General features: G+C 67.5%; 27 protein-coding genes. 10 read left to right on the top strand and 17 right to left on the bottom strand.

What is annotated here, in order from left to right; genetic code table 11:
* The first annotated feature begins 11 nt into the window (after positions 1-11).
* Complete coding sequence (locus V9K99_RS02535; RefSeq protein WP_337007710.1) at positions 12-1,289, top strand: glycosyltransferase; 1,278 nt, start codon at positions 12-14, stop codon at positions 1,287-1,289.
* Positions 1,290-1,331: 42 nt separating this feature from the next.
* On the top strand, positions 1,332-2,084 hold the full coding sequence (locus tag V9K99_RS02540; protein WP_337007553.1) for a class I SAM-dependent methyltransferase: 753 nt from the start codon (positions 1,332-1,334) through the stop codon (positions 2,082-2,084).
* On the opposite strand, the gene V9K99_RS02545 is transcribed toward V9K99_RS02540, so the two are convergent.
* The 5 genes from V9K99_RS02545 to V9K99_RS02565 form a co-directional block, all read right to left on the bottom strand.
* Positions 2,057-2,851, bottom strand: coding sequence for a class I SAM-dependent methyltransferase (locus V9K99_RS02545; RefSeq protein ID WP_337007554.1), 795 nt, complete (start codon positions 2,849-2,851; stop codon positions 2,057-2,059). The genes V9K99_RS02540 and V9K99_RS02545 overlap by 28 nt on opposite strands.
* 70 nt (positions 2,852-2,921) lie before the next feature.
* The gene (locus tag V9K99_RS02550) at positions 2,922-4,436 is read right to left on the bottom strand and encodes a LuxR C-terminal-related transcriptional regulator (RefSeq protein WP_337007555.1); all 1,515 of its coding nucleotides are present in this window, start codon (positions 4,434-4,436) and stop codon (positions 2,922-2,924) included.
* Positions 4,437-4,442: 6 nt separating this feature from the next.
* On the bottom strand, positions 4,443-5,939 hold the full coding sequence (locus tag V9K99_RS02555; protein ID WP_337007556.1) for a S8 family peptidase: 1,497 nt from the start codon (positions 5,937-5,939) through the stop codon (positions 4,443-4,445).
* A gap of 130 nt (positions 5,940-6,069) precedes the next feature.
* Positions 6,070-6,858, bottom strand: a complete 789-nt coding sequence (locus V9K99_RS02560; protein WP_337007711.1) for a nitroreductase/quinone reductase family protein — start codon at positions 6,856-6,858, stop codon at positions 6,070-6,072.
* Positions 6,859-7,069: 211 nt separating this feature from the next.
* Positions 7,070-7,360 (bottom strand): hypothetical protein, encoded by a 291-nt coding sequence (locus V9K99_RS02565; RefSeq protein WP_337007557.1) that lies wholly within the window; start codon positions 7,358-7,360, stop codon positions 7,070-7,072.
* Here V9K99_RS02565 and V9K99_RS42700 point away from each other — a divergent pair.
* A complete protein-coding gene (locus V9K99_RS42700; protein ID WP_442914754.1) occupies positions 7,293-7,463 on the top strand; it encodes a hypothetical protein in 171 nt (56 codons plus the stop codon). The genes V9K99_RS02565 and V9K99_RS42700 overlap by 68 nt on opposite strands.
* On the opposite strand, the gene V9K99_RS02570 is transcribed toward V9K99_RS42700, so the two are convergent.
* The 5 genes from V9K99_RS02570 to V9K99_RS02590 all read right to left on the bottom strand — a co-directional run bounded on the left by V9K99_RS02570 (position 7,419) and on the right by V9K99_RS02590 (position 12,967).
* Positions 7,419-8,243 carry an endonuclease/exonuclease/phosphatase family protein gene (locus V9K99_RS02570; protein ID WP_337007558.1) on the bottom strand — a complete coding sequence of 275 codons (825 nt, stop codon included), beginning with the start codon at positions 8,241-8,243 and terminating at the stop codon, positions 7,419-7,421. The genes V9K99_RS42700 and V9K99_RS02570 overlap by 45 nt on opposite strands.
* A 305-nt stretch (positions 8,244-8,548) precedes the next feature.
* Positions 8,549-9,466: a carbohydrate ABC transporter permease gene (locus V9K99_RS02575; RefSeq protein ID WP_337007559.1), complete on the bottom strand. Its 918-nt coding sequence runs from the start codon at positions 9,464-9,466 to the stop codon at positions 8,549-8,551.
* A complete protein-coding gene (locus V9K99_RS02580) occupies positions 9,459-10,397 on the bottom strand; it encodes a carbohydrate ABC transporter permease (protein ID WP_337007560.1) in 939 nt (312 codons plus the stop codon). The genes V9K99_RS02575 and V9K99_RS02580 overlap by 8 nt, the downstream gene beginning before the upstream one ends.
* Before the next feature lie 76 nt (positions 10,398-10,473).
* A complete protein-coding gene (locus tag V9K99_RS02585; protein WP_337007561.1) occupies positions 10,474-11,748 on the bottom strand; it encodes an extracellular solute-binding protein in 1,275 nt (424 codons plus the stop codon).
* A gap of 130 nt (positions 11,749-11,878) precedes the next feature.
* Positions 11,879-12,967, bottom strand: coding sequence for a substrate-binding domain-containing protein (locus V9K99_RS02590; RefSeq protein ID WP_337007562.1), 1,089 nt, complete (start codon positions 12,965-12,967; stop codon positions 11,879-11,881).
* Positions 12,968-13,059: 92 nt separating this feature from the next.
* On the opposite strand from V9K99_RS02590, the gene V9K99_RS02595 reads away from it, so the two are divergent.
* Positions 13,060-13,674: a DUF624 domain-containing protein gene (locus V9K99_RS02595; protein ID WP_337007563.1), complete on the top strand. Its 615-nt coding sequence runs from the start codon at positions 13,060-13,062 to the stop codon at positions 13,672-13,674.
* Positions 13,675-13,732: 58 nt separating this feature from the next.
* The gene (locus V9K99_RS02600) at positions 13,733-15,217 is read left to right on the top strand and encodes a DHA2 family efflux MFS transporter permease subunit (protein WP_337007564.1); all 1,485 of its coding nucleotides are present in this window, start codon (positions 13,733-13,735) and stop codon (positions 15,215-15,217) included.
* A gap of 42 nt (positions 15,218-15,259) precedes the next feature.
* Here V9K99_RS02600 and V9K99_RS02605 read toward each other — a convergent pair whose 3' ends face one another.
* Positions 15,260-15,823, bottom strand: coding sequence for a hypothetical protein (locus tag V9K99_RS02605; protein WP_337007565.1), 564 nt, complete (start codon positions 15,821-15,823; stop codon positions 15,260-15,262).
* Between the two features lie 239 nt (positions 15,824-16,062).
* Between V9K99_RS02605 and V9K99_RS02610 the strand changes: the two genes are divergently transcribed.
* Both V9K99_RS02610 and V9K99_RS02615 read left to right on the top strand, forming a co-directional pair.
* Positions 16,063-18,531: a Tex family protein gene (locus V9K99_RS02610; RefSeq protein ID WP_337007566.1), complete on the top strand. Its 2,469-nt coding sequence runs from the start codon at positions 16,063-16,065 to the stop codon at positions 18,529-18,531.
* Positions 18,532-18,576: 45 nt separating this feature from the next.
* Positions 18,577-19,134 carry a dihydrofolate reductase family protein gene (locus V9K99_RS02615; RefSeq protein WP_337007567.1) on the top strand — a complete coding sequence of 186 codons (558 nt, stop codon included), beginning with the start codon at positions 18,577-18,579 and terminating at the stop codon, positions 19,132-19,134.
* On the opposite strand, the gene V9K99_RS02620 is transcribed toward V9K99_RS02615, so the two are convergent.
* The 3 genes from V9K99_RS02620 to V9K99_RS02630 all read right to left on the bottom strand — a co-directional run bounded on the left by V9K99_RS02620 (position 19,098) and on the right by V9K99_RS02630 (position 20,258).
* Positions 19,098-19,535, bottom strand: coding sequence for a hypothetical protein (locus tag V9K99_RS02620; RefSeq protein ID WP_337007568.1), 438 nt, complete (start codon positions 19,533-19,535; stop codon positions 19,098-19,100). The genes V9K99_RS02615 and V9K99_RS02620 overlap by 37 nt on opposite strands.
* A 145-nt stretch (positions 19,536-19,680) precedes the next feature.
* Positions 19,681-19,893, bottom strand: coding sequence for a heavy-metal-associated domain-containing protein (locus V9K99_RS02625; protein ID WP_337007569.1), 213 nt, complete (start codon positions 19,891-19,893; stop codon positions 19,681-19,683).
* On the bottom strand, positions 19,890-20,258 hold the full coding sequence (locus V9K99_RS02630) for a nuclear transport factor 2 family protein (RefSeq protein WP_337007570.1): 369 nt from the start codon (positions 20,256-20,258) through the stop codon (positions 19,890-19,892). The genes V9K99_RS02625 and V9K99_RS02630 overlap by 4 nt, the downstream gene beginning before the upstream one ends.
* 37 nt (positions 20,259-20,295) lie before the next feature.
* On the opposite strand from V9K99_RS02630, the gene V9K99_RS02635 reads away from it, so the two are divergent.
* Positions 20,296-20,874 carry a TetR/AcrR family transcriptional regulator gene (locus V9K99_RS02635; RefSeq protein WP_337007571.1) on the top strand — a complete coding sequence of 193 codons (579 nt, stop codon included), beginning with the start codon at positions 20,296-20,298 and terminating at the stop codon, positions 20,872-20,874.
* A gap of 124 nt (positions 20,875-20,998) precedes the next feature.
* Here V9K99_RS02635 and V9K99_RS02640 read toward each other — a convergent pair whose 3' ends face one another.
* Positions 20,999-21,775 (bottom strand): GNAT family N-acetyltransferase, encoded by a 777-nt coding sequence (locus tag V9K99_RS02640; RefSeq protein ID WP_337007572.1) that lies wholly within the window; start codon positions 21,773-21,775, stop codon positions 20,999-21,001.
* 114 nt (positions 21,776-21,889) lie between these two features.
* Entirely contained in the window at positions 21,890-22,309 is a 420-nt protein-coding gene (locus tag V9K99_RS02645) for a helix-turn-helix domain-containing protein (protein ID WP_337007573.1), read from the bottom strand.
* Positions 22,310-22,375: 66 nt separating this feature from the next.
* On the opposite strand from V9K99_RS02645, the gene V9K99_RS02650 reads away from it, so the two are divergent.
* Positions 22,376-23,578 (top strand): MFS transporter, encoded by a 1,203-nt coding sequence (locus V9K99_RS02650; RefSeq protein ID WP_337007574.1) that lies wholly within the window; start codon positions 22,376-22,378, stop codon positions 23,576-23,578.
* Here the strand turns inward: V9K99_RS02650 and V9K99_RS02655 are convergent.
* Entirely contained in the window at positions 23,550-23,963 is a 414-nt protein-coding gene (locus V9K99_RS02655) for a winged helix-turn-helix transcriptional regulator (RefSeq protein ID WP_337007575.1), read from the bottom strand. The two genes, V9K99_RS02650 and V9K99_RS02655, sit on opposite strands and share 29 nt — an antisense overlap.
* A 65-nt stretch (positions 23,964-24,028) precedes the next feature.
* On the opposite strand from V9K99_RS02655, the gene V9K99_RS02660 reads away from it, so the two are divergent.
* Entirely contained in the window at positions 24,029-25,420 is a 1,392-nt protein-coding gene (locus V9K99_RS02660; protein ID WP_337007576.1) for an MFS transporter, read from the top strand.
* Positions 25,421-25,510: the final 90 nt, after the last annotated feature.

Here is a 25,510-nt window from a genome sequence, read left to right on the forward strand (position 1 = left end):
TCGCCCAGGTGATGACAGCAGAGCGGGCGCTGAGTTTGCTCGATCTGCTGGCGGTGGCGGAGGTCGACGTCTGGGTGGATGGTGGGTGGGGTGTTGATGCCTTGGTCGGGCGGCAGACCAGGGTGCATGCGGATCTTGATCTGGGGGTCGCCCGGCCTGACCTCGATGCGGCGATCGCCGCACTGGCAAGTGCTGGGTACGCCGTCAGCGACGACCGCTACCGCGAGGTCACTGTTCAACTGACGCACACCGTCGACGGGCAGCGGGTTGATCTTCATCCCAGCACGCCGCATCCGGATGGAGGCAGCGAGCAGCTCGATTTCGACGACAACGTCTACTACATCCCGCCGCCTGTCGTCGGCCGCATCGGTGAGCGGCAGGTGCGCTGTCTGCCGTTGAGCACACAGCTCCACACCCACCAGGGTTACGTACTCACGCCGCAGGATGAGCACGATCTCGACCTGCTGCATGAGCTGAGTGACGTGGTCCGGGTGTCAGTGGTGGTGCCCACGGTAGGGCGGGACTTGGGGAAGGTGTTCGAGGCTCTGGCTCGGCAGGAGCGGGCGCCGGGGTTCGAGGTGATCGTGGCGGTTGATGGCGCGGCTGAGCTCAAAGAGGTTCCTGCGCGAGTGCAGCTCGTGCAACTGGGCGCGTCGTACGGCGTGAGCGTCGCCAGGAATCGGGCGGTGGAGCTGGCGACGGGAGAGTTCCTCGGGTTTCTGGATGACGAAACGGTGCCCGATCCGGACTGGCTGCGGCGGTTGACGCTCGACCTGTCCGGCACGGATGCGGCCGTGGCGGGACGGGTCGTCGAGTCCGGGGATGCGGTGCTGAATCGCCTGCGGGCGTTGGCCTTTGAGCATCGACACGTTCACAACGCCAACGCCCGGCAGGTCGACTACGTCAACGGTGGCAACTGTGGATTCCGGACGAAGGTGTTCCGGGAACTCGGTGGATTCGACCCCGCGTTCCGGAAGTCGCAGGATCGCGAGCTCGCCCGGCGTGCGGTCCTGGCCGGACACACGATTGCGTACGACGCCGACCTGATCGTCACCCATGCCGGGAACTACACGATCAAAGGGTTCTGCCGCGGACGGTTCCTTGCCGGACGCGCCGCGAAGGTCATGCATGGACTCAGCGGCGATGTCTCGGTCGGACCACGATCCATGCGTACGACGTACGGCGCCGGCCTGATCGCGTTGGCCAGACGACATGGCATCAAGCTGGCAATCGCCGCGCTGGTGTCAATCGCCGCGCACCGGGCCGGCTGGATCATCCAATCGGAATAAACCGGCTGACCGCGACCCTCGTCGTACGAAAGACTCTCGTGCATGGACAGAGTCGTGCAGCGGAATCGGGTGGCCTGGGAGGCGGCGTCGGCGAAGTATGTGAACGAGCACGACGAGCTGTTGGAGCGGGCTCGGCAGGGGGAGCGGCTGTTCGACCGGGAGACTGAGCTTCTGCAGCCACTGCTCGACGAGCAGCCGACGGTTGTGCACTTTCAGAGTGGGCACGGGTTGGACGATCTCGCGCTGGTGCGGGCTGGCGCTCGCCAGGTTGTGGGGGTGGACTACAGCGCGGTGGCGGCCGGGTCGGCTCAGCGGCGGGCGGTCGAGCTCGGCCTGCGTTGCCAGTACGTCGTTGCCGAGGTTCCCGGCGTTCCCGTGAAGGACGGGTGTGCCGACCTCGTCTACACCGGCAAGGGCGCACTGATCTGGATGCGCGACATCAACGCCTGGGCACGGGATGCCGCGCGGGTACTGCGACCAGGCGGCCACCTGTTCGTCTACGAAGCTCACCCGGCCGTGCCGCTGTGGACCTGGGACGAGGACGAGCCGCGGATCCGGCCGGATCGCAGCTACTTCGCCGAGTCGCACATCAACGACACGTACCCGGCCAACGGCGCCCAGGAATGGCAGTGGACCCTCGGCCAGATCGTCACCGCGGTCGGCGCCGCCGGCATGCACGTCGAGACCCTCGAGGAGTACGCCGAGCCCTTCTGGCGCCCCGCCGACGGCCACAACGCCGCCGCCTGGTCCGGCCGACTCCCCAACTCTTACGCCCTCCTGGCCCGCCGCCCCTGAATCACCAGGTATTCGGCCGGCAGTACGGCGTCGTGCGCGGCGAACAACTCGAGAAGGTCGGAGCGAAGCGCCGGCCACCGATCGTCCAGCGCCTCCCGCGCCAGCACGACCGGCCCGAACTTCGTCGCGTAGCACTCGACCGCAGCCTCAGGGGACTCGTGGCGGATCAGTGACACCTCGCGACTGAACGAGAGTTCGATCCCGGTCCCCTCGAACAGTTCGCGCACGTGGTTCTCCTCGCCCCAGCCCAGCGGCGGATCGACGTACGACGGATCAGGCGGAACGTACCCGCCGACGATCTTGAAGAACTCACCGATCACCCCGGACGGCGTCCAAGTGCACATGCCCAGCCGCCCGCGCGGCCGCAGTACCCGGGCGATCTCGTCGGCGACCACCTCGTGCCGAGGCGCGAACATACAGCCGAAGGTCGAGAGCACCACGTCGAAGCGCTCGTCCTCGAAGGGCAGCTCCTCGGCATCACCCTCGACCCACTCGATCGCGAGCCCGGCCGCACGTTCCCGTGCTTTTCGAAGCATCGCCGGAGTGAGATCCAGCCCGGTCACCCGCGCTCCCGTCTCCGCGGCCGGGATCGCGGCGTTCCCGGTCCCGCAGGCGACGTCGAGCACGTCCTCACCGGTCCGGACACCCACGGTCTGCACGAGCCGCGACCCCACGTCGTACAAGCCCTCTTGACGCATCATCGCGTCGTAGTCCCCGGTCGACCAGGTCGTCCGCACTGATTCCTTGTACTGCGCCAGTTGCTGCATAGCTCTCAGCATCGACACCGCAAGCCCGAACCGCTTCGCCTGAACAGGCCAGTTCAGCGAGATGGCCTGCTCAGGCCATCAGATCCAGCTGAGTAGCCCGGGACACCGCCGCAGCGCGGGTGGAACAGCCCAAACGCGTGTAGATGTTGGCCATGTGCCGGTGCACTGTGTGCTCGCTGATCACCAACCTCTCGGCGATGTCCCGGTCGCCGAGACCAGCAGCCACCAGCCGAAGTACGGCGACCTGCCGCGCGGTGAGCATCGTCTGAGGCGGCACCTGAGCCAACTCGACCCGAGCCAGCTCCGCCCGGGCCCGATCCGCCTCGAAAGGCGCCAGGCCGTCGTACAACTCGACAGTGTCCTCGAAGGCAAGACAGGCCTTCTCCCGCTCACCGCGAGCAGCCGAGAGCACGCCCTCCAGGAATCGCGCCGCCGCATGCAGCGGCCGGGTCCCGACCGCTGAGGCGATCGAGCAGAACTCCTCCAGATGAACGGCAGCCGCATCCAGCTCACCCAACGCCGCCTCGGCTCGCACGAGCAGTTCGAGAGGCCAAGCGCGACCGACCGATCCGGCAGGGAACCGCCGCAACATCCGGTCCAGGACCGCCCGCGCAGCCGCCGGATCGCCGCTGTCCAGGCTCAGCTCGGCCAACCCTCGCTTGGCCAATGGATGCCACGGCACCTCATTGAAGAGGCTCTCCGCCTCGAGAAGACGTCCCTGTCGCCTGCGCAGCTCACCAAGTCGCACGACGGCCTCAGCCCGCCAGTACGGTCGCTTCGCGGTCAGGTCTTCCCGGGCGCCGGTCAGCTCCTGCTCCGCCTCGGCCAACTTCCCATGCCAGCCCAGGATCGCCGCATAGTGCGCCCGGCAGACCCCGATGACGAACCTCGCCTCCATCCGCCGGCTGAACTCCTCGACCTGCCGGCACCACTGGGCACCACGCTCGTAGTCGCGGACCTCCTCACAGGCCGACATCAACCGGCAGCACGTCCACGCCGCCGGCGCGAGGTTCTCGTACTCTCCCCCGAGCGCCGCCGCCGTCGCCTCGTCGAGACACCGCATCCCCTGCTCGACGGAACCCTCCGCCACCAGCGCCAACCCTTCGGTGGCCAGGCTGAACATCTCCAAATCCACCGCCCGATGCCGCCGACCGACCTCTCGAGCCTGTACGGCGAGCTGCCGCGCCCGACCGCTGTCATGGCGACTCAGCGCGGTGTGAGCGTCGAACACAGTCAGCCAGCCGCGCTCCGGACAGTCCAGGTCTTCGAGCAGCCGACCGGCCCGGTTGAACCACCCCTCAGCCACCGCACCCGCGCCATGGAACTCGTTGTGGTCATCTCCGAGCCACAACGCCATCCGCGCCGCGCCCCGCACGTCATCAGCCTGCCGATACAACCGATACGCCCGCTCACGCGCATCCAGACAAGCAGCCACGTCCTCCAACCACCACGCAGCCCAGCTCAACCCCTCATATGCCTGAGCAGTCGCCGCACCTTCGAGAGCCTTCTCGAACCACACCCGAGCGGCCGGCCAGGCGCCCTGCTTGAGGGCATCCTGGCCGGCCTTCACGGCCTCGCCGTACATGAGGGTCTAGTTCACGGCCTTCAAGGCGTCGACCTCGCCGGAGCCGTACCAGCTGTTGTGTCCGGAACCTCCCTGGCAGGTCTGCGGAGCGCCGCTGTTCTGCGGGAACGGCGCGTAGATCGACAGGTCGGCTGGGCAGCTCAGCGAGTTCGTCGACCGTTGCAGTGCGGACGACAGGGCGCCGGGCCTCATGTCACCCTGGCTGCTGAGGATGAGCGCGGCGACGCCGGTGGCGTGCGGAGCGGCCATCGAGGTGCCTTGCAGGTAGCAGTACTGCGCGCCGTTCTCCACCACGCGCCGCGCGGGCGGGCAGATGGTGCCGACGCTCGAGAACGTCGACAGAACCCGACCGTTGGGCGCATCGGCGGTCACCTGAAGGATGGAGTCGCCACCCGGCGCGGCAACGTCGGCGGACGACGTGCCGTAGGACGAGTAGAACGACTTCAGCCGCTTGTTACCGGTCGCGGTGACGCCCACGACACCCGGCACCTCGACCGGGACCACCGCGCACGCGTTGGTGATGTCGCGCTCGACCTCGGAGTTCGGCGGGAAGTCCGGGCTGATCACATCCGTCGTCGGGTGGGACAGGTCGGTGCTGTCGTTGCCTTGTGAGGCGACCACCAGGACACCCTTGGACTGCGCGTAGCCGATGGCCCGGCGTTCGGCGTTCCAGATCGCCCGCTGGCCGGCGTCGTTGCGGCAGTTGAACAGCCACGGGTCGGCGAAGTAGCTGTTGTTGGTCACGTCGATGCCGTGCGTCGCGGCCCAGACGAACGAGCAGATCACCATCTCCGGGAAGAAGAACCCGTCGTCGTTGCTGGACTTGATTCCCGCGATGGTCACGTTCGGCGCGACCCCGACGACACCGGTGCCGTTCGCCGCGGCCGCGATCGTGCCGGCCGTGTGGGTTCCGTGCCCGCTCTTGTCGTTGCCGACAGCAAGGGGTTGCGGAGCGCCGCTGGAGCAGTCGGTACTGCGGGACGCGTCGTAGTTCGGCGCCAGGTCCGGATGGGTGAAGTCGAGGCCGGTGTCGATGTCACCGACGACCACCGATCGGCTGCCTGCGTTGATCGCGTGCGCCTGCGGCACGTTGATCTGACGCATATCCCACTGCAGGCCGGACAGCGAGTCGCCCCAGGTGGCAAGCGCGCTGGCTGACGCCGCGTCGTCGGCCGCAGTGCCGGGCGCCTTGACGCCGAAGGCGCCGGTGGCAACCGCGCTGTCGACGCCGTTGGTGCGGTTCATGGCGGCGGCGAAACCACTCTGCGACGACCGGGCGATGACCACTCCGATCTCCGCGTAGTTGGCGACAAGCGTGCCGCCGGCGGACTCGACCGCCTGCTGCGCTCCGGTGCTCTTGGCTCCGGCGGTGTAGAGCACGACATACGTTGATTGAACTCCGGTATCGGCGGACGCCGGAGGCAGCGCAATCACGCTACCCCCAGCGAGCGCCAGAACACTGGCAGCGACGAACACCCTTCTGTGCAGGGCTACTCGGCTCACGGTCCCTCCCCTTGGATCGATCTGTTTGACCTTCCGTGTGCCGCGGGCTGGCTCCCCAGAAACCATGCTGGCGGTGGCCGGATCATGATCATGTCGTCGCGCCCGGCGCAAGAGCGAAGCCCTTACCAAGTCACAGATGAGGCAGCAGCACGGCCTCCTCGTGGTCGAGGTGAGCGATGAGGGCGGTGATCAGGCGGTCGACCTGTGGAAGCAGGTCGGGGGACGGATTGGAGATCTGCTTCTCCAGCTCTTCGAGGAGTACGGCGATCTGGTCGTGCTCGGTCTGGAGCGCGGCGATCGTGTCGGCCAACTCCGGGTGCTGAGCCGCGAGTCCCGGGAAGAGGGCGGTCGACTCACCGGTGTGGTGATTGTGCAGACCTTGGCAGAGCGTGAGGCAGTTGATCCGCAACTGAGCGCCGAGACCTGCCGTGCCGGACGTGGCGACTTCCTTGCGAATGAGAGCCAGCTCGCGCCGGAAGGAGGTGTGGATCAACTTCAGCAGTTCAGCAAACGAGCCGCCGCCGGAGGGTGGGCCGGGCTTGTGGACCAGCGCCACGACCGGGATCGTGCGGGTGGTCTTCGACTGGTACTCACCCCACCCAGGTTCCGCCTCGACCAGCCGGGCGAACACCTCGTCGCGTTCGGCATCCCGCAGTACGACGGCCGTGGCCGGGTAGGTGAACAGGCCGGTCTCGACCGTGACCTCGGGGTTGGCGACCAGGTTGTGGTACCAGTCCGGGTGCTTGGGACCGCCGCCGGCCGAGCCGACGACGAGGACGCGATCGCCGTCCGGGTAGTAGCCGAGGATCGCGGTGTGCTGCCGACCCGAGCGCGCGCCGGTCGTTGTCAACAGCAAGTACCTGCTGTCGTCGAACGCGCCGGCGTCGGCCCGGAACTGCTTGATGAGATCGTTCAGGATTCGCTTCTTTCATGAGGGTTTCAGGGCATGACGACGTTGCCTGCCGTCAGGGCAGACGAGAAAGAACTGGCAGGAAAGAAGAAATCGAAAGGTGGGCCGCGAATGGCCCTCCCGGCGCTCAGAACGCGGCCGGGAACCCAGCTCGTGAATGGCCCAAGGCCGACCCGGCAGTCACGTCCGGAATCCTAGACGGAGATCCACTTCAAAACAATCAGGATGCCCTGCGGGCGTAGGCATCGACGTACTCCTGCTGCGAGTGGGACTGCAGGACGCGCATCAAATGATCGGTCGCCTGGCGCACGACCGGTTGGTTCAGCTGGCGGCCGACGTACGGCGAGAGGTCGAGCGGCGGGCAGATCAGGCACGACCTGCTGGAAGGCGCCGGCGGCAACCTCCGCTCGCGATCACTCCCGCTGTTCCAGCACTTCGCCGACCTGGCCGACCAGGCCCGCCCCGGCAGCACCGACGCCCGCGACCGCGCCATCGCCCTCTGGACCAACATCCACGGCCTGGCCACGCTCCGCGCAACCCGAGCCCTGGATCTCTTCGGTACCGACGACCTAACCCCGCTCGTCAGGCACGTCGTCCGTGTCCACCTCGCCTAGCGAGTAGTCCAGGTCGGCGAGTACGCCGAAGTGGTCGCTGAGCCAGACGCCGTCGACCGGGGCATCGCCGACCAGTTCGGCGTGAAGGACTCTGGCGAGTGCGTCCGGATGGGAGTGTGCGGAACCGACGAAGATGTAGTCGATCCGGCGCCGGTGTCGCGGTTGGCCGATCAGCTCGTCGATCTCGGCGGCAGCGAGCGGGTTCGACACGGTCCAGGTGTATCCGGTGCCGTCGCCGGCCACGGCCCATGCGTCGTGGTACTGCGTACTGCGACCACCCAACGATTGCAGCCCGGTCAGGAACCGGATCCCGGCCGACTTCGGCGACGCGTTCAGATCGCCCGCGATGATCGACGGCAACCGGAACCGATGAAGCTGGTCCGCATCGACCGCCGCCACCAGTTGCTGCTCGCGAGGCCCGGCGTGATCGAGTCGCCACGGCGTCGAGGGGTGAATGAACAGCAACTCCCCCAGCTCCGGTACGCCGACCGCCGCGGCCAGCGTCCACCAATGCACGTCCGACCCCGCCGCAGGCCGATGCTCCTGTACGTCGACAACACGATGCGGCCACCGGGTCGCGAGCACCGAACCGTGACGCCAGCGCGATATCAGCACCTCGGACTGGTGGGTCGTGTGCGTCAGCCCGGTGCCCTCGATCAGCTTGCCGAGCTGGCCGTCGCAGACCTCCTGCAACGCCACCAGGTCGGGCGACAACCGCCGGAGCTCGGCGTTGATCAGCTCGGTACGGCGTGGGTCGCCGGCGTCATGCTGGACATTCATCGTGAGTACCCGGATCCGCATGCAGGCCCGGTTCCCCGGAAGCGCGCCGCCTACCCACGGTCGCGTGCCGCGTGCGAAACGTAGTACGAAAGGGGTAATTCGGTAAGGTCTCGCAGAAATCATCTCGGAAGTAGCAGAAAAAACCGGACGATTGCTGTAACGGCGGACTCACTGTGACGATAAACGGGTGAGCGACCCGGCGGGGGGACCGAGTGGGATGCTCCGGTGTTTCTTCGGGACCACCGCATGTTGTGGGGGGCCTCGCAGGTGCTCACCCGGGGCGGGGTGAGCACCTGTTCGAGGCTTCAGCCCTTGATGCCCACGTTCGCCATTCCCTCGACGAACCGCTTCTGGGCGAACACGAACAACACGATCATCGGCAGTGTCGCCAGCGCCGTACCCGCCATCAGATACGGCCACTCGATCTCGGCCGGGTTCTGGGAGAAGATCGCCAGCCCGAGCTGCAGCGGCCGCATCGAGTCCGACGTGGTGATCATCAGCGGCCAGAGGAACCCGTTCCAGGCCGCCTCGATCTGGAACACCGCGATGGTGATCAGCGCCGGTTTGATCAGCGGCGTCATGATCCGCCAGAAGATGCCGAACTCACCGAGCCCGTCGACCCGGGCCGCCTGGGCCAGCTCGTTCGGCACCGAGACGTAGAACTGGCGGGCCAGGAAGGTGAACAGCGGCGCCGCACCGAGCGGGATGATCAGGCCCCACCACGAGTTCAGCCAGCCGATACCGCCCTGGCCGAGGATGTTGTTGCCGCCGAACAGCGGGATCGACTTCACGATCAGGAACAGCGGCACCAAGATGATCTGGAACGGCACCAGCAGCAGCACGATGAAGTAGTTCAGCAGTGCCTTCGACCCGCGCAGCGGCAACTTGGCCAGCGCGTAGCCGGCCGTCGTACAGACCGCGAGGGTGAAGGCGGTCTCGCCGACCGCGATGAACAGGCTGTTGCGGAAGTACCGCAGGAACGGCGCGGTCTGCATCGCCTCGACGAAGTTGCGCCAGCGCAGTTCGCCGGGCAGCCAGCCGAACTTGGCGATCTCCGCGTTGCTCTTGAACGCCGTCAGCAGCATCCAGACGAACGGCGTGATCATCAGGATCGCGCCGACCGTCAGGACGACGTACAGGACGATCTTGCCGATCCGGGCCGACGCCGGCTTCGACGAAGACGACGCCGCCACCGCCGGGCCGGCAACACTCACGCTAGTCATTGGCATCCGCCTTCTGGAGCAGGCGTCCGACCCCGATGAAGACGGCGATCACGATCATCATGATCACGGTCTCGGCGGACGCGTAGCCGAGTTTCAGGTCCTGGAACGCGTTCTGGTAGATGTCCATCACGAGCACCCGCGTCTCGGACCCCGGGCCGCCCTGCGTCATCACGTAGACCAGGTCGAACACCTGGAAGGTGCCGACGATCGAGGTGATGAGGACGAAGAACTGGACCGGGCCGATCGCCGGCCAGGTGACGTTGACGAACCGCTGCCAGCGGTTGGCGCCGTCCAGTTCGGCCGACTCGAGCAGGTCGCGGGAGACGCCCTGCAGCGCGGCCAGGTAGATGATGACCTTGGTCCCGAGCCCTTGCCAGATACCGACCACCATCAGCGACGGCAGCGCGGTCGCCGGGTCGGCCAGCCAGCGGTTCGGCGCGAAGCCGAACAGGCTGAGGAACCCGTTCGCCAGCCCCGAGCCCGGGTTGTAGATCCAGAGCCAGATGGTGGCGACCGCGACCGTCGCGGTCACCGTCGGGATGTAGAACGCGGTCCGGAAGAACCCGAGCCCCTTGATCTTCTGGTTCAGCCCGATCGCGACCGCGAGCGAGATCGCCATCGAGATCGGGATCACCACCAGCGCGTAGAGCACCGTGTGCCACAGGGACGCCTGGAAGTCGACGTCGCGGAACAGGTCGCTGTAGTTGCCGAACCCGACCCACGACCAGGTGTCGCCGAAGCTGTAGTCGGTCAGGCTCAGCACCAGGACCGAGATCACCGGGATCACGATGAAGACGCCGGAGTGCAGCAGGGCCGGCGCGAGCAGGGCCCAGCCGGTCCGCACCTGGCTTCGGATCAGGGTCCGGCCGTCCTTGGACGGCGCCACCTTGCGGGGAGTTTCGAGTGCGGGACGTTCAAGTGTTGTGCTCATGCCTCCACCTCGCTGGCGCTCGGCTCCGGCACGAGCACAATGTTGGCTGCGTTTTTTGTTCGCTCGCTGCGCTCACTCATCGTGACTGCCCTGCCAGGTTGGCCAGCACCTTGGCGGGATCCTTCTGACCGAGGACCGCCTGGGTGAGCTGGATGTCGAAGTTGCCACGCATCTCGAGCCAGTTGGACGGCACTTCGTTCTCGTTGATCGCGTAGCCCAGGCCGTCGGCGGTGAACTGGCTCAACGGGTTCGACTTCGCCTGCGGTGAGTTGCTCACGTCCTTGTAGGCCGGGAGCTTCTTGTTCAGCTTGGCGACCGCGTCCAGCGTGGTCGGCTTGATCAGCGTCTGGATGAACGCCCAGGCCGCGTCCTTGTGCCGGCTGCGCGATCCGATCGACGCCAGGTCGCCACCGACGTACTCGATCTCCTTGCCGCTGTTGAAGCGGAAGAACTTCAGGTCGTCGCAGGTCTTCTGGCCGAGGCCCTTGTCCGAGCAGTCCACGCCGCCGTTGACGATTCCCATCGCGGCCTCACCACTGAGCACGAGGGGTTGCTGGGCCGCGTTCTGCTGGCCGTACGGCTGGACGTTGTTGATCATCGACTTGATCCACAACAGCGTGTCCAGGCCTTCCTTGTTGTTGAAGTTCGGCTCGCCGCCGACATAGAGCGGCGTACCGGTGGAGGCCAGGAAGGTGGTGAACGACTGCCGGAAGCCAGTCGCAGAGGCCAGGTCGAAACCGCTCCGGGTGATGTTGCCGTCCTTGTCCCGCTTGGTCAGCTTCTCGGCCGCCACCTTGATCTCGGCCAGCGAGGTCGGCGGCTTGTCCGGATCCAGACCGGCCTCGCGGAACGCGCTCTTGCGCAATGCGACCGCGCGGGCGTCGGCGAGCAGCGGGTAGGCGAACAGTTTGCCGTCGTACGTCGCCGCCGGGATCAGGGCCGAGATGCTCTTCTCCTTGATCACGTCCGGCGTCACGCCGTACTTGCCCAGATCCTCGAAGATCCGCTTCGACGCGAACGGCTGGACCCAGCCGACGCCGGTGACCATCACGTCGTACGGGATACCGGCCGCGATCGAGGTGGACAGCTTCTCGTTCAGGTTCTTGTACGTCGCGAAGTCCGGTTCGACCTTCATCTTCGGATAGGTCTTGTGGAAGTCGTCGACGACCTTCTGGAACGCTTCCCGGCCCGCCGTACTGGGCGGGAACGACGGGATCAGCACCCGTAACGTCCCGGTCGCCTCAGCCGGCGGGACGCCGTCCGTACTCTTGTCGATCACCCCGTTGCCACAACTGCTGACCACCACGCTGAGCGCCGCGGCCAGCAAGGTCAGTCCCACACCACGTCTCACAGGGGAACTCCTTCGCTGCCGAACCGTGTTACGGCCGGGGGCCCGTGATCAGACCACCACCCAAGTGCAGCGAAAGTATGGGAAAGGGCTTTCCTCGTCAATACCTCAGCGCTCGAATGATCACATTCGATCAGTTACGGAACAAGCCGACGCCTGGTTCCGTCGTGAGGGCCGTCCCGCACGAGGTGCGGATGTTCAGATACGGCAGCAGGCTGAGGTGCTGAACCGGCGCCGGACCGCCCTGGAGTTTGCGCAGCAGGAGCTCGCACGCAGTCTCGCCAAGCGCGAACTTCGGCGGGCACACAGCAGTCAGCGGTACGACGGCCAGCGCGGCAGTCACGTCGTTGTACGCGATGACCGCGAGATCCTCGGGGACCCGCAGACCACGCTCCATCGCACGCTCCACCAACCGCGCACCGTGCTCGTCGGAGTGCACGAGCACCGCCCTGCTCCCGAACGACTCACACTCCGCCAGGAACGCGTCCAACTGCGCCTGCGCGGCCGGATCGTCGCCGTGCGCCGGCAGATCGACCGGGGACAAGAACAGCTCGACGTCCAACGCCGACGCGGCCTGCTCGAGCCCACGCCGCAGCCAGTACGCCGTCACCGTCGCCTGCAGGTTGATCGCGATCCGCCGATGACCGAGCGAGACGAAATGCCGGAGCGCGAGCATCGCGCCGTACGCGTGATCAGTGCGGACGTGGTCGTATTCACGTGCCACCTGGGGGAATCCGAAGGCCCGCTCCATCAGCACCAGCGGTGCGTCGATGTCGTCCAGGAGCGATCCGATCCGGTCCGCGTCGCCATCACCGAGCGCGGTGCTGAGCAGCAGCCCGGCCACGCCGACACCGAGCACCCGCTCGATCCGCTCCTGCTCCTTCGCCACGTCATAGCTGGACACCCCGAGCACGAGGCGGGCGCCGTACCGGTCGGCCATCGCCTCGGCGCCGCGGATCACGTCGGAGTAGTACGTCGCCGCACTCGGTACGACGATCCCGATCGTGACCTGACTGCCATGCGAGCCGTTGCGCCCCTCGGCACTGGGACCGATCGCGCCGCCGTGCACCCGGCGGAGCAGACCGGCCGAGTCCAGCTCGGCGAGATCCCGGCGTACTGTGATCGCGGAGACGCCCAGCTCGGCGACCAACTCGGTCACCCGGAGCCGGCCGTGCTGCCGCAGGCTCCGCAGGATCAGCTCGTGGCGCTCCGGTGCAAGCATGCGAACCCCTGTGCTGTGTCCTGGTGATGTGGCACGTGATTGATCGTGATCATACGATCATCGAACGCCCGTGCGGAATGAGGAGGCAATCGGTGGAAGGTGCTGGCCGGACCAACGCCGTCCTGGCGAAGCTGACGATGATCGGCGACCTGCTCATGTTGCAGTTGGTCTTCCTGGTCCTCAGTCTCGGCATCGTCACCCTCTTCCCGGCCGCGGTCGCGATGCAGCGAGTACTGCCGGATGCGATCAGCCAGGACCGGCCGGCGCTGCTGCGGCGGTACTTCCAGCAGTTCCGGTGGGCCTTCCGGCGGTTCTGGCTGATAGGACTCGGGCTGTACTTCGGCGGGATCGCGCTCGCCTTCGGCCTGGCGTTCTGGGCGTACAGCGACGGTGTGGTCCGGATTTTCGCGCTGGCCGTGCTGATCCCGCTGACCGGGATGATCGTCGGCCTGTATCTGAGCGCGCTCGCCGTACTGCCTGATGCCGGTGACGAGACGACCACGAAGAGTCTGTTCCGGGCCGCGAACCTGTTCCTGCTCCGCCGGTCGCTGCCGGTGGCGGGCGGGGTGGTCGGTCTGTTCACCTGGTTCGCACTGCTGGCCAGGCTGCCGACCCTGTTCGTGGTCGGATCGGGGCTGGTGCCGGCGCTGATCGGATACTGGCTGACGAAGCCGTCCAGAAAAACTTCGGGGGACGTGTCAATCTGAGCGGTCCTGGTCCGACGTAAGGGTGTAAGGCCCCTACAGACCAAGGAGAGAACCACTCATGAACGCGACGACCGACACCCTGGCGACGACGCCGGCCGCGCAGGGCGGCCGCTCGCGCTGGCTGGCGCTGTACACCCTCTGCGCGGGCATGTTGATGATCGTGCTCGACGTCACCGTGGTGAACGTCGCCCTGCCGGCCATCCAGGACGACCTCGGCTTCACCAGTTCCTCGCTGGCGTGGGTGGTGAACGCGTACCTGATCGCGTTCGGCGGCCTGCTCCTGCTCGCCGGACGGCTCGGCGACCTGCTCGGCCGGCGGAGCGTCTTCGTCGGCGGCCTGATCCTCTTCACCGCCGCCTCGGTGCTGTGCGGGCTCGCCCAGTCGCAGGAGGTGCTGGTCATCGCCCGCTTCGTCCAGGGTGTCGGCGGCGCGCTGACCTCCGCGGTCATCCTGGGCATGATCGTGACGCTGTTCCCCGAACCGCGTGAGCAGGCCAAGGCGATCGGCGTCTACGCCTTCGTGGCGTCAGCCGGCGGCTCGATCGGGCTGCTCGCCGGTGGCGTCCTGACCCAGGCGATCAACTGGCACTGGATCTTCTTCGTCAACCTGCCGATCGGCGCGCTGACCGCCGTACTGGGCCTCAAGCTGATCGAGAAGGACAAGGGCATCGGGCTGGGGCGTGGCACCGACGTACCGGGGGCCGTGCTGATCACCGCGGCGCTGATGGTCGGCGTGTTCACCATCGTCAAGCCGGCCGCCGAGCTCGGCTGGACCGCTCCCCGGACTCTCGTCCTCGCCCTGGTGACGGTTGTCCTGCTGGCGGCCTTCATCGTTCGTGAGGCGACCGCGGCCAACCCGCTGGTGCCGCTGCGGATCTTCCGCTCCCGCAACCTGACCGGCGCGAACCTGATCCAGGCGCTGTCCGCCTCGGGCATGTTCGGCATCTTCTTCCTCGGCTCCCTCTACCTGCAGCGGGTTCTCGGGTACGACGCTCTGGAGATCGGACTGGCGTTCCTGCCGACCACTGTGGTCATGGGTCTGCTGTCCGTGCGGTACTCCGAGAAGCTGGTCATGCGGTTCGGTCCGCGCCGCCCGATGATCGCCGGACTGGTGCTGATCGTGATCGGCCTGGCCCTGTTCACCCAGGCACCGGTCGGCGGCAACTACGTCGTCCACGTGCTGCCCGTGCTGCTCCTGCTGGGCCTCGGTGCCGGCGTCTGCTTCCCGGCTCTGATGGGTCTGTCGATGGCTGACGTGAAGCCCGAGGACGCCGGTCTGGCTTCCGGCCTCATCGGCACCACCGCCCAGGTGGGCGCCGCCCTGGGCCTGGCCGTCCTGGCCACCCTGTCCGCCACCCGCACCGCCGGCCTGGACGCCGCCGGCAAGGCTCCCCTGGAAGCCCTGACCTCCGGCTACCACCTCTCCTTCGCCATCGCCGCCGCCATCGTCACCACCGCAGTAGCCATCGCCCTCACCCTGATGCGCCCAGCCAAGCAGCCAGTCGAAGCCACCGACGACGACCTGGCCCTCGAAGCAGCCTGAGCCAGTACGACGAACTCCCCGCAGTGGTTGCGGGGAGTTCGTCTATTTACGGTGGCGGGCGTGGGATTCGGCGTACCACTGCCACCAGGAGAGGCCGCGGCGGCGGGCGCCGATGCTCAGGAGGAGCATGGCCAGGAGTACGAGGAGCACGCCGCCGCCGAGGAGACCGAGGCCGAGGCGTGGGGCGTCCTTGTCCGTGGCCCAGTTGCTGGCATCGGTCAGGGCCAGCGCGGTCGATGGGTCGGACTGCCGGTAGACGATGTGCAGTGGCATCGCGTAGCGGGTGCCGGCCGCGGGAGTCTGCACACCTTCCGGCATTCCCTGCCGGTCGTCTTGGATGTGGCCGAGGTTGGTCCGGATCCGGTCCACACCGCCGGCCGTGAAGTCGACCCGCACTTCGCTGATCGCCGGACGGCCCGCCCCGCCGGTCACCTCGACCTGGACCGAGTCGGCCACTGTCTCGATCCCGCTGTCCAGCAACTCACGGCTCAGCCGTTGGCGGGACGTGACGTCGACCAGCACGAGTACGCCGAGCAGCACCAACACCAACGCGGGCACGCCGATCCAGGTCGGCCCGCGGCCGGGCGACGCGACCTTCTCGGTCATCGGCCGCCTCCCACCGCCTGGAGGATTCGCAGCACGACGCGCGGTGGCGGCAGCGTGCGCACCACGTATTCGTCGGACTTACCCATGCGTTCCTCCCAGGCCGTGGCGAGATCATTGCACGGAACTTGTCCACAGGGTGGGGGATCGGGTTTCGGAGTGGGGGGTGGGATGGGGAAGGATATGGGCCACGCGGGTGCGGGTCGCCCGGGGCAAGTTTGTCGGTAGAGGGGAATCGGACAGTGGTGGTGCAGTCGGTCGAGCAGCGGATCGCCAGTGAGCTGGAGGTCGGCGAGAACCAGGTGCGGGCAGCGGTGGCGTTGCTCGACGAGGGGTCGACGGTTCCGTTCATCGCGCGGTACCGCAAAGAGGTCACCGGGATGCTCGACGACGCGCAGCTGCGCACACTCGAGGAACGCCTGCGGTATCTGCGCGAGCTGGAGGAGCGCCGGCAGACGGTGCTCGAGTCGATCGAGAGCCAGGGCAAGCTCGACGACGCGCTGAAGGCCTCGATCCTGGCGGCGGACACCAAGTCGCGGCTCGAGGACATCTACCTTCCGTTCAAGCCCAAACGCCGTACCAAGGCGATGATCGCCCGGGAGGCCGGCCTCGAGCCGCTGGCCGACGGGCTGATGTCGGACCCGAGCGTCGAGCCGCTCGCGGCCGCCGCGGTGTTCGTCAACCCCGAGCTCGGGGTGGCGGATCCGCAGGCGGCGCTGGACGGCGCGCGGGCGATCCTGGTCGAGCGGTTCGCCGAGGACGCCGACCTGATCGGCGAGCTGCGCGAGCGGCTGTGGACACAGGGCCGGCTGGCGTCGGCGGTGCGGGAGGGCAAGGAGACCGAGGGCGCGAAGTTCTCGGACTACTTCGACTTCGACGAGCCGTTCACGAAGATGCCGTCGCACCGGATCCTGGCCATGTTCCGCGGTGAGAAGGAGGACGTGCTCACGCTGACCGTCGAGCCGCTCCCGGCCGGCGTCGAGGTCGACGGCCCGACGGAGTACGAGTCGACCATCGCCCACAAGGTCGGGGTGGAGAACCAGGGCCGTCCGGCCGACAAGTGGCTGGTCGAGACGGTCCGCTGGGCCTGGCGGACGAAGATCCTGGTCCACCTCGGCATCGACCTGCGGATGCGGCTGCGGCAGATCGCCGAGGACGAGGCGATCCGGGTGTTCGCGGCCAACCTGCGCGACCTGCTGCTCGCGGCCCCGGCCGGGACCCGGGCGACGATGGGCCTGGACCCGGGCTTCCGGACCGGCGTGAAGGTCGCCGTGGTGGACGCGACCGGCAAGGTGGTCAACACCGGCGTCATCTACCCGCACGTCCCGCAGAACCAGTGGGACAAGTCGATCGCCACCCTGGCCGCGCTGGCGGCCGCGCACAACGTCGAGCTCATTGCCATCGGCAACGGTACGGCGTCGCGCGAGACGGACAAGCTGGCCGGGGAGCTGATCGCCAAGCACCCCGAGCTCAAGCTGACCAAGGCCGTCGTCTCCGAGGCCGGCGCGTCGGTGTACTCCGCGTCCGCGTTCGCCTCGCAGGAGCTGCCCGGGATGGACGTGTCGCTGCGCGGCGCGGTCTCGATCGCGCGCCGGCTGCAGGACCCGCTGGCCGAGCTGGTGAAGATCGACCCGAAGTCGATCGGCGTCGGTCAGTACCAGCACGACCTGCCGGAGAACTCGCTGTCCCGTTCCCTCGACGCGGTCGTCGAGGACTGCGTGAACGCGGTCGGCGTCGACCTGAACACGGCCTCCGCGCCGCTGCTCACCCGCGTCTCCGGTATCACCCCCGGCCTGGCCGACAACATCGTGCTGCACCGCGACCAGAACGGTCCGTTCACCTCCCGGACGGCACTGAAGGAGGTCGCCCGGCTCGGCCCGAAGGCGTTCGAGCAGGCGGCCGGCTTCCTCCGGATCCCCGACGGCGACGACCCGCTCGACGCGTCCAGCGTGCACCCGGAGGCGTACCCGGTGGTCCGGCGGATCCTCGACGCGACCGGCCAGGACCTGAAGGCGCTGATCGGGTCGGCGGAGCTGAAGCGGCTGAAGGCAGCGGACTTCGTCGACGACATGTTCGGTCTGCCGACGGTGACCGACATCCTGGCCGAGCTGGAGAAGCCAGGCCGGGACCCGCGGCCGGCGTTCAAGACCGCGGTGTTCGCCGAGGGTGTGGACAAGATCGCCGACCTCAAGCCGGGGATGCGGCTGGAGGGTCAGGTCACCAACGTGGCCGCGTTCGGGGCGTTCATCGACATCGGTGTCCACCAGGACGGGCTCGCGCACGTGTCGGCTCTGTCGAAGAACTACGTCAAGGACCCGCGTGAGGTGGTCAAGCCCGGCGACATCGTCAAGGTGAAGGTGCTCGAGGTCGACATCCCGCGCAACCGCATCTCCCTCACCCTCCGCCTCGACGACGAACTCGGCTCAACCTCCGGCGGCCGCCCAGGCGGCTCCCGTACGGCGGCCAACCAGGGCGGCCGTGGACCCGGCGGCGGTCAAGGCGGTCCCGGTGGTCAGGGCCGTGGACCGGGTGGCGGGCAGGGCCGTGGGCCGGGAGGCGGCGGTCAGGGTGGACGTGGCGGACGTGGACCGGGCGGCCAGGGCGGTCGCGGTCAGGGCGGGCAAGGTCGCGGTGGATCGCAGACCGAGACCCCGATGGACGAGACCTCGCTCGCGGACGCCTTCCGCAAGGCAGGCTTCACCGTCCGCTGACTGTGGAAGGGTGGCGATCAGGTCCGTCAGAACGGAGGAGCCCTGATGCGCGATCTGGTCGTCACCCAGAACGTCACCGTGGACGGTGTCGTCGAGGCCGGTGACTGGTTCGGCCCGGCGGACGGTGGCTCGGACGTTCTCGACGTACTGAATGAGCAGGCCTCGCGGGCGGATGCGTTCTTGACCGGACGCCTGACCTTCGAGGCGATGCGCGAGTACTGGCCACAGCAGACGGACGACACGTCCGGGGTGACCGCGTACCTGAACCAGGTGCACAAGTACGTCGTGTCCAGCACACTGCGGGAGCCGGGGTGGGAGCCGACCACGATCCTGCGCGACCTGGACGACGTACGCGAGCTCAAAACCTCAGCCGGCAAGGACATCGTCTGCACCGGCAGCATCAGCCTCGCGCATGCGCTGATCGCGGCCGACCTCGTCGACGAGTACCGCCTGTTCGTCTACCCCACCGTGGTCGGCACCGGCCGCCGGCTCTTTCCCGACGGGACCCCGCAATCACTGCAGCTGACTGACGCGCGGCCCTTCGACTCCGGCGTCGTACTGCTCATCTACCGCGCCACGGCCTCGAGCTCGGCGAGCTCGTAGCCGGCCTCCGGCGCTTCGGCTGGGTTGTCCAGAAGTCGCATGAACGGCATGGAGGCCAACGCGATCGCGAGACCGCCCATGATCAGGGCGCAGGCCAGCAGCGCGTGCGGGGCAGAAAGGTTGTGCATGAGCCGACCGAATCCGAGTGAGGCCAGCGCGCCGACCAGGGAGCCGTAGGCGGCGCCCAGGCTGCCGACGCGGCCCAGGAGCTTCTGCGGCGTACGGCTGTAGAAGGCCGTGTACGGAACCGCGAACATGACGCTCAGCATCGATCCGGCCAGGAAGCTCACGCCGACCGCCGGAATCGAGCCGGGCTGCAGGAAGTACAGGCTCAGCAGGGCTGAGGCGTAGAGGCCCGTCGCGCCGACAAGCCAGGTCCGTTGCGGCAGCTTCTGCGCCACCGCGGCACAGCCTCTTCACGTCTGGCAGTTTCATGGCCACAGTTCCGTTCGGGTCGGTGGGCCGCCCCTCTCATAGGCGTCCGCTCACCACTTCCACGAACACCGCCACTCCGATCCGACAGCACCCCCAGAACTTTTCTGAGGCCTAGGTCTGGTCAGCGAGCTCGTAGCCGGCTGCCTCGATCGCGATTCGGACGGCGGCCGGCTCCAGCGCCCGATCGCTCACGACCGTCACCCGCTCAGCGGTCAGGTCGACCGTCACCGACTCGACCCCGGGCAGCACCTCGAGTTCGTCGGTGACGAACCGCACGCAGTGACCACAGCTCATCCCCAGCACACGGAACTCCTGCGTGCTCATCGCGCACTCACCTCCCGCGTCGCCTGCGTCGTACGGCGAATCCGCCCGTCCGGCGCCACCTCGCCGAACAGGTAGACCTCGGTCGAGACCGTCCGCCCCCGCCGCAGCTCCGCGCGAATGGTGAACCGCGCCGCGAGCCGATCACCCGACCGCATCTCCTCGTGGACGTCGTACTCCCAGGCCACCAGGTTCTTCCGCACCGGCCGCAGATGGTCGATCAGCCGCTGCCGGTCGAGCGTCACGCCGTCGACGATCTGCTCGATATCCGGCGTGTAGTACCGATCCACGATCGCCGCCGCATCACCACCCGCGACGACCTCCCTGGTGAACGAGTCGAAGAAGTCCTGCACGCTTAATTCTGACATACCGTCAAAGTTAACTCGCTCCGCTAACCTTGACAAGGTGTCAAAGGATGAGCCGGTACGGCGAAGAAGGCGGCGAGCGGACGCGGATCGGAGCCGGACCGCGATCCTGGCCGCAGCCATCACGTTGCTGGACGAGCGGATCGACGCGAGCATGGAGAGCGTCGCCGAGGCGGCAGGTGTCACCCGGCAGACCGTGTACGCGCACTTCCCGTCGCGCGACGTACTGCTGTCCGCGGTCGTCGACGAGCTCACCCGCGAGACCGTGCAGGCGATCGACGCCCTCGATCTCGACCACGGCCCTCCGCTCGACACAGTGCTGGCATTGATCGACCTCGGTTGGCGAGGATTCGAGCAACACCCCTTGCTGCTGCATCTGCCGCCGTCACTGGAGCAGGACGAGCGCCACGGTCCGGTGGTCGAGCGGTTCGAGCGACTGATCCGGCGTGGTCAACGCTCGGGCGAGATCACCCGCGAACTCCCGGTCGCTTGGCTGGTCTCAGCCCTGATCGCCCTCGGCCACACAGCCGGCGAAGCCGTGGCAACCGGTCGCCTACCGGCGAGGAAGGCGACCACCGCCCTCCGCACGAGCATCATCCGGCTACTCACCTCGGGATAGCCGGATCTCCAGCACTCACCAACCAGGCGTCGCACGCCCGGCTCGCGCTCAGCCGACGGCTGACGCGGCCTGTCGGCTGAGCTTGGTGAGTGGTGCAATTCCGCTTGCCATCCTGACCGCGGCTTTAGCGGAGGTCGGTTAGGTGGCCGCCTGGGTCGCCTAGGTGTACGGCGGTTGCCTTTGGGGCGTAGCCGAGACGGCGGTAGATGCGGTCGGCGCCGTCGTCGCCGGGGGTCAGCCACGCGAGGGTGGCGCCGGCGAGGTCGAAAGCCTGCTTGGTCGCGTACGCCGTCGCGATCGCGCCGAGCCCGCGACGACGGTGGCTGTGGATCGTGCCCACGCCGGCGACCTCGGTGACCGCGTCCGCGACGGCGGTCCAGGATGCGCTGGCGGCGGCGACACCATCGACGCGAACGAGAACGCAGCCGCCGTTCACCGGATCGGAGGGCCGGCTGAAAGCCGCGCCCTCCATCTCGTAGGCGGCCGCCGAGACCGCGTTCGCCTCGGCTTGGTCCTCGTCGGTCGTGACCAGCTCGGCGGTGACGTCGTCCGGGAGCTCCGGGAGGATCAGGTCGGCCGGTTCGACGGCGAGAAGGGGTGGGTGGGAGACGATCGTCATGCCGTTGGCCTCAAGGAGTTCGGCCAGCCCGGGGTTGGCTTCGTCGACGAGTTCGGCGCTCAGCCAGCGACCTTCGGCGGCGAACGCCTGGCGAATGGTGGCAAGGGCCCACGGAACCTCGTCCGGATCGAACGCCTTCCCTGGTTCGGCCGCGAGCATGCCGGACAGGTACCAGGCGTCGTCCTCGTGCAACAGGCCCACCAGGGGCCCGGCCACGATCTGCCGCTTCGATCTCGACGATCCGGCCAACTGAGCCGCGGCAATCCGCGCACCGATCTCCATACCAGGACACTACGGGCCGCCGCGGATCGCCAGGCCATCACATCCAGCGCGACGCGCCGCACCCCACGCTCAGGTCGCAAGGCAGGCCGCGGTTGTGATGGCCTGGCGGTCCGGTCACGGCTGATCCGCGAGCAGGAGCAGATCCAGCAGGCGGTCGAGATCGGAGGGCGCGGGCGGGCGACCGAGAGCGGCTGCGAGAGAGTCGACAGCGTCGATCAGGTGGACGCGGACCGCAGTACGAGGGCGGGACTGCGACGCGGCGAGAGTGGCGACGACCTGGGCGGCTCGAGGGGATGCAGCCAGAACGTCTGCCCCGACCGACGGCAACCCCGGTGGCGGTTTGTCGGCGATCCTCACCTCCAGCTGGGCCCCGAGCGCGGTCGCGAGCCGGTCGAGCGCGGAGACGGTCGGGTTGCCGCGGCCGTTCTCCAGGTTGGCGATGTAGGGGACGGACAGGCCGGCGTCGACGGCGACCGACGCGATCGTACGACCGGCCGCCTTCCGGCGTTCCCGGAGGACTTCACCCAGTTCCACCACGCCAGCATATTCTCACAGAACACTCTTGCAAAGATCTATCTCATCAAGATAGCTTGCCGGTTCGTGAGGACCCTTCGGAACCGCGACTTCCGCCACCTGTGGATCAGTGGCGGGATCTCCGGGATCGGCTCCTGGCTGCTGGTCGTCGCAATCCCGTTCCACGTGTTCGACCTGACCGGATCCGCCGTGGCCACCGGCCTTGCCCTCGCTCTCGAGGCGCTACCGGCCCTGCTCATCGGACCCTGGGCCGGCGTCCTCCTGGACCGCTGCGATCTGACCCGGGCGATGTGGATCGCCGACCTCGTCAGTGCGGCCGCGGTCGCGCTGATCTTCTTCGCCGACGCGGATCGGATCTGGCCGATCTACCTGGCGATCCTGATCGAGAGCACCGCCACCACCGTCTTCCGACCGGCCGCCCGCGCACTGCTCCCGGCTGTCGTTGGCACCGGCAACGAACTCGCGGCAGCCAACGCCCTGAACGCCTTCACCGGAAGCGCGATCCGGCTCGCCGCACCACCACTCGGCGCACTCCTGCTGGCCGGACCCGGCATCGAGTTCGTCCTCGCCGTCGACATCGTCAGCTATTTGTTGTCAGCAGCAATCATCGCGACCGTCCGCACCCACCGGCATCCGACCACGGAGCGAATCGACAACCCACTCGCCGGTTTCCGGTACGTCGCCCGGCACCGAGCGCTACGTGGAATCCTGCTCGGCCAGACGGTCTTCCTCACCGCGAACGCGGGCCTGACGGCTCTGCTCGTCCCGTTCACGGTCAACCGCCTGCACGCACCCGGATACGTGCTCGGTTACCTGATCTCCGGCCTCGGCGCCGGCTACCTGATCGGTGCCGCACTCAGCACCAAAGCCCAAACCTGGTTGGGAATCCGCGACCTGCTTGCCATCACCCAGCTCGCCACCGCAGTCGCCTACTTCGCCCTCTTCAACGCTCCGGGCATCCCCTGGGCAATCGCCGCCGCGGCCCTCATCGGCCTGCCCGGCAGCATCCTTCTGATCATCGCCGAGACAGCCATCCAGCGCACCGCGCCGGCCGGCATGCTCGGTCGCATCGGCGCCCTGTTCTTCGCCGCCGACTCCCTCGCTCTCCTAGTCGGCGCGCTGGCCGCTCCCGCCCTGACGCTGCTCCTCGATCTACCGCTGACCCTCAACGCGCTGGCGGCATTCGCCGTGATCGCGGCCGCTATGACGTTGGTCGCCGTACCTGGTCATCCGGCGAACTTCACACGGTCACCTGTGCGTCGTACCTAGCCCGGGCGGTGGCGATCTCGGTCTGGTGGGTCTCGGTCCAGGTGACGAGCGACTGGATCGTGGCGTGCAGGGTGACGCCGAGCGGAGTGAGCTCGTAGTCGACCCGCGGGGGTACGACGGGATACACGGTCCGGCTCACCAGGCCGTCACGCTCGAGCTGGCGCAACGTCACTGTGAGCATGCGCTGGCTGATCCCGTCGATCGTCTTCTTCAGCTCGGTGAACCGCATACACCGGTTGTCCAGCAGTGCGATCACCAGCAGGGACCACTTGTCGCCGATCCGGTCGAGTATCTGCCGGACGTCGCAGTCCTCCCTGGTGTCCCACTGGAACGCGTCCTCGGTGCAGCAGGAGTGACTCGGTTCCTTTGAAGTGCCTTCTTCCACAACTCCCCATAGTTCCTGATGATGGGGTTAGTTACAAGAGGTAACCATGAATCGAGGGAGTCTTCGTGTCATCTACCGTCACCCAGGAGCGGCTGACCGGCCGCGCCTGGGCCGTTCTGTTCGTGCTCTGCGGCGCGATCTTTCTGGAAGGCATCGACGTCTCGATGATGGGCGTCGCACTGCCGTCCATCCGGGCCGAACTCGGCCTGGCCACCGGTGAACTGCAGTGGATCGTGAGCGCGTACGCGCTCAGCTACGGCGGGTTCGTGCTGCTCGGCGGCCGGGCCGCGGACCTGCTCGGCCGGCGCCGGATGTTCGTCGGCTGGCTGGTCGTGTTCCTGCTGTTCAGCGGCCTCGGCGGGTTCGCCAACGAGGGCTGGGTGCTGATCCTGGCCCGCTTCGTCACCGGCATCGCCGCGGCCTTCATGACCCCGGCCGGCCTGTCCATCATCACCACCACCTATCCCGAAGGCCCCCAACGCACCAAGGCCCTGCTCGTGTACGCCGGTACCGCGGCCGGCGGATTCTCGTTGGGCATGGTCACCGGCGGACTGCTCACCGCGATCGACTGGCGCTGGGTCTTCTTCGCGCCGGTGATCGTCTCGGCGGTGATCCTGGCCGGGGCGATCGCGCTGATCCCACGGGACACCCCGACCGTCGTGCCACGGCAGGGATTCGACCTCACCGGTGCACTCACCCTGACCGTCGCAATGTTGTTGCTGGTGGCAACCGTCGTACGGGCGCCGGATGTATCGGCGGGACAGACATTGGCTACCGGTATCGGTGGTCTGGTCTTGCTGGCGATCTTCGTGCTGATCGAGAAGCGGGTGGCGGCACCGCTGATCCGGTTGGGGATATTGCGGAACACGGCGCTGATCCGGGCCAATGTCGGCGCGATCCTGCTGGTCGGGTCGTTCGTCGGATTCCAGTTCATCGCGGTGCTGTACCTGCAGGAGTTGCGGCACTGGTCCGAACTGGAGACCGGGCTGGCGTTGATGGTGATCGGCATCGATTCGGTGCTGGCGCCGACGCTGACGCCATGGCTGGTGAATCGCTTCGGCAACGGGCGGGTCGTGTTCGGCGGGTTCGTGCTCGCTGTCATCGCCTATGCGGCGTTCCTGCCGTTGGGATCGAGCTTTGCGGCGATGCTGCCGGCGTTCCTGCTGCTGGGACTCGCATTCGCCTTGGCCTACGGGCCGTTGACGATCGCGGCGACCGAGCGAGTCTCCGAGGATGAGCAAGGGTTGGCGAGCGGCGTACTGACGACCTCGTTTCAGTTCGGGTCGGCGCTCGGTCTGGCCGTTGTCGCGGCTGTTCTGACCGCAGCGGACGAGTTGACGATCGACGGCTTCCGCAACGGGCTGGCGGTGCCACTGGTGGCCGCCGTACTAGGTGTTCTCGTGGCCTTCGGCGGGCTGAGGATACCGGTGGGTAAGCAAGTGATTGCAAACGGTTAGCAGGACGCCATACATTTCGGTCGAGATCGAAAAAGCAGGGTCGCCAAATCGTTATTGGCAAATTCCTGCAAACATTCTTGACAGGACATT

It is taken from the genome of Kribbella sp. CCNWLW201, assembly GCF_037203805.1.
Lineage (GTDB): Bacteria > Actinomycetota > Actinomycetes > Propionibacteriales > Kribbellaceae > Kribbella.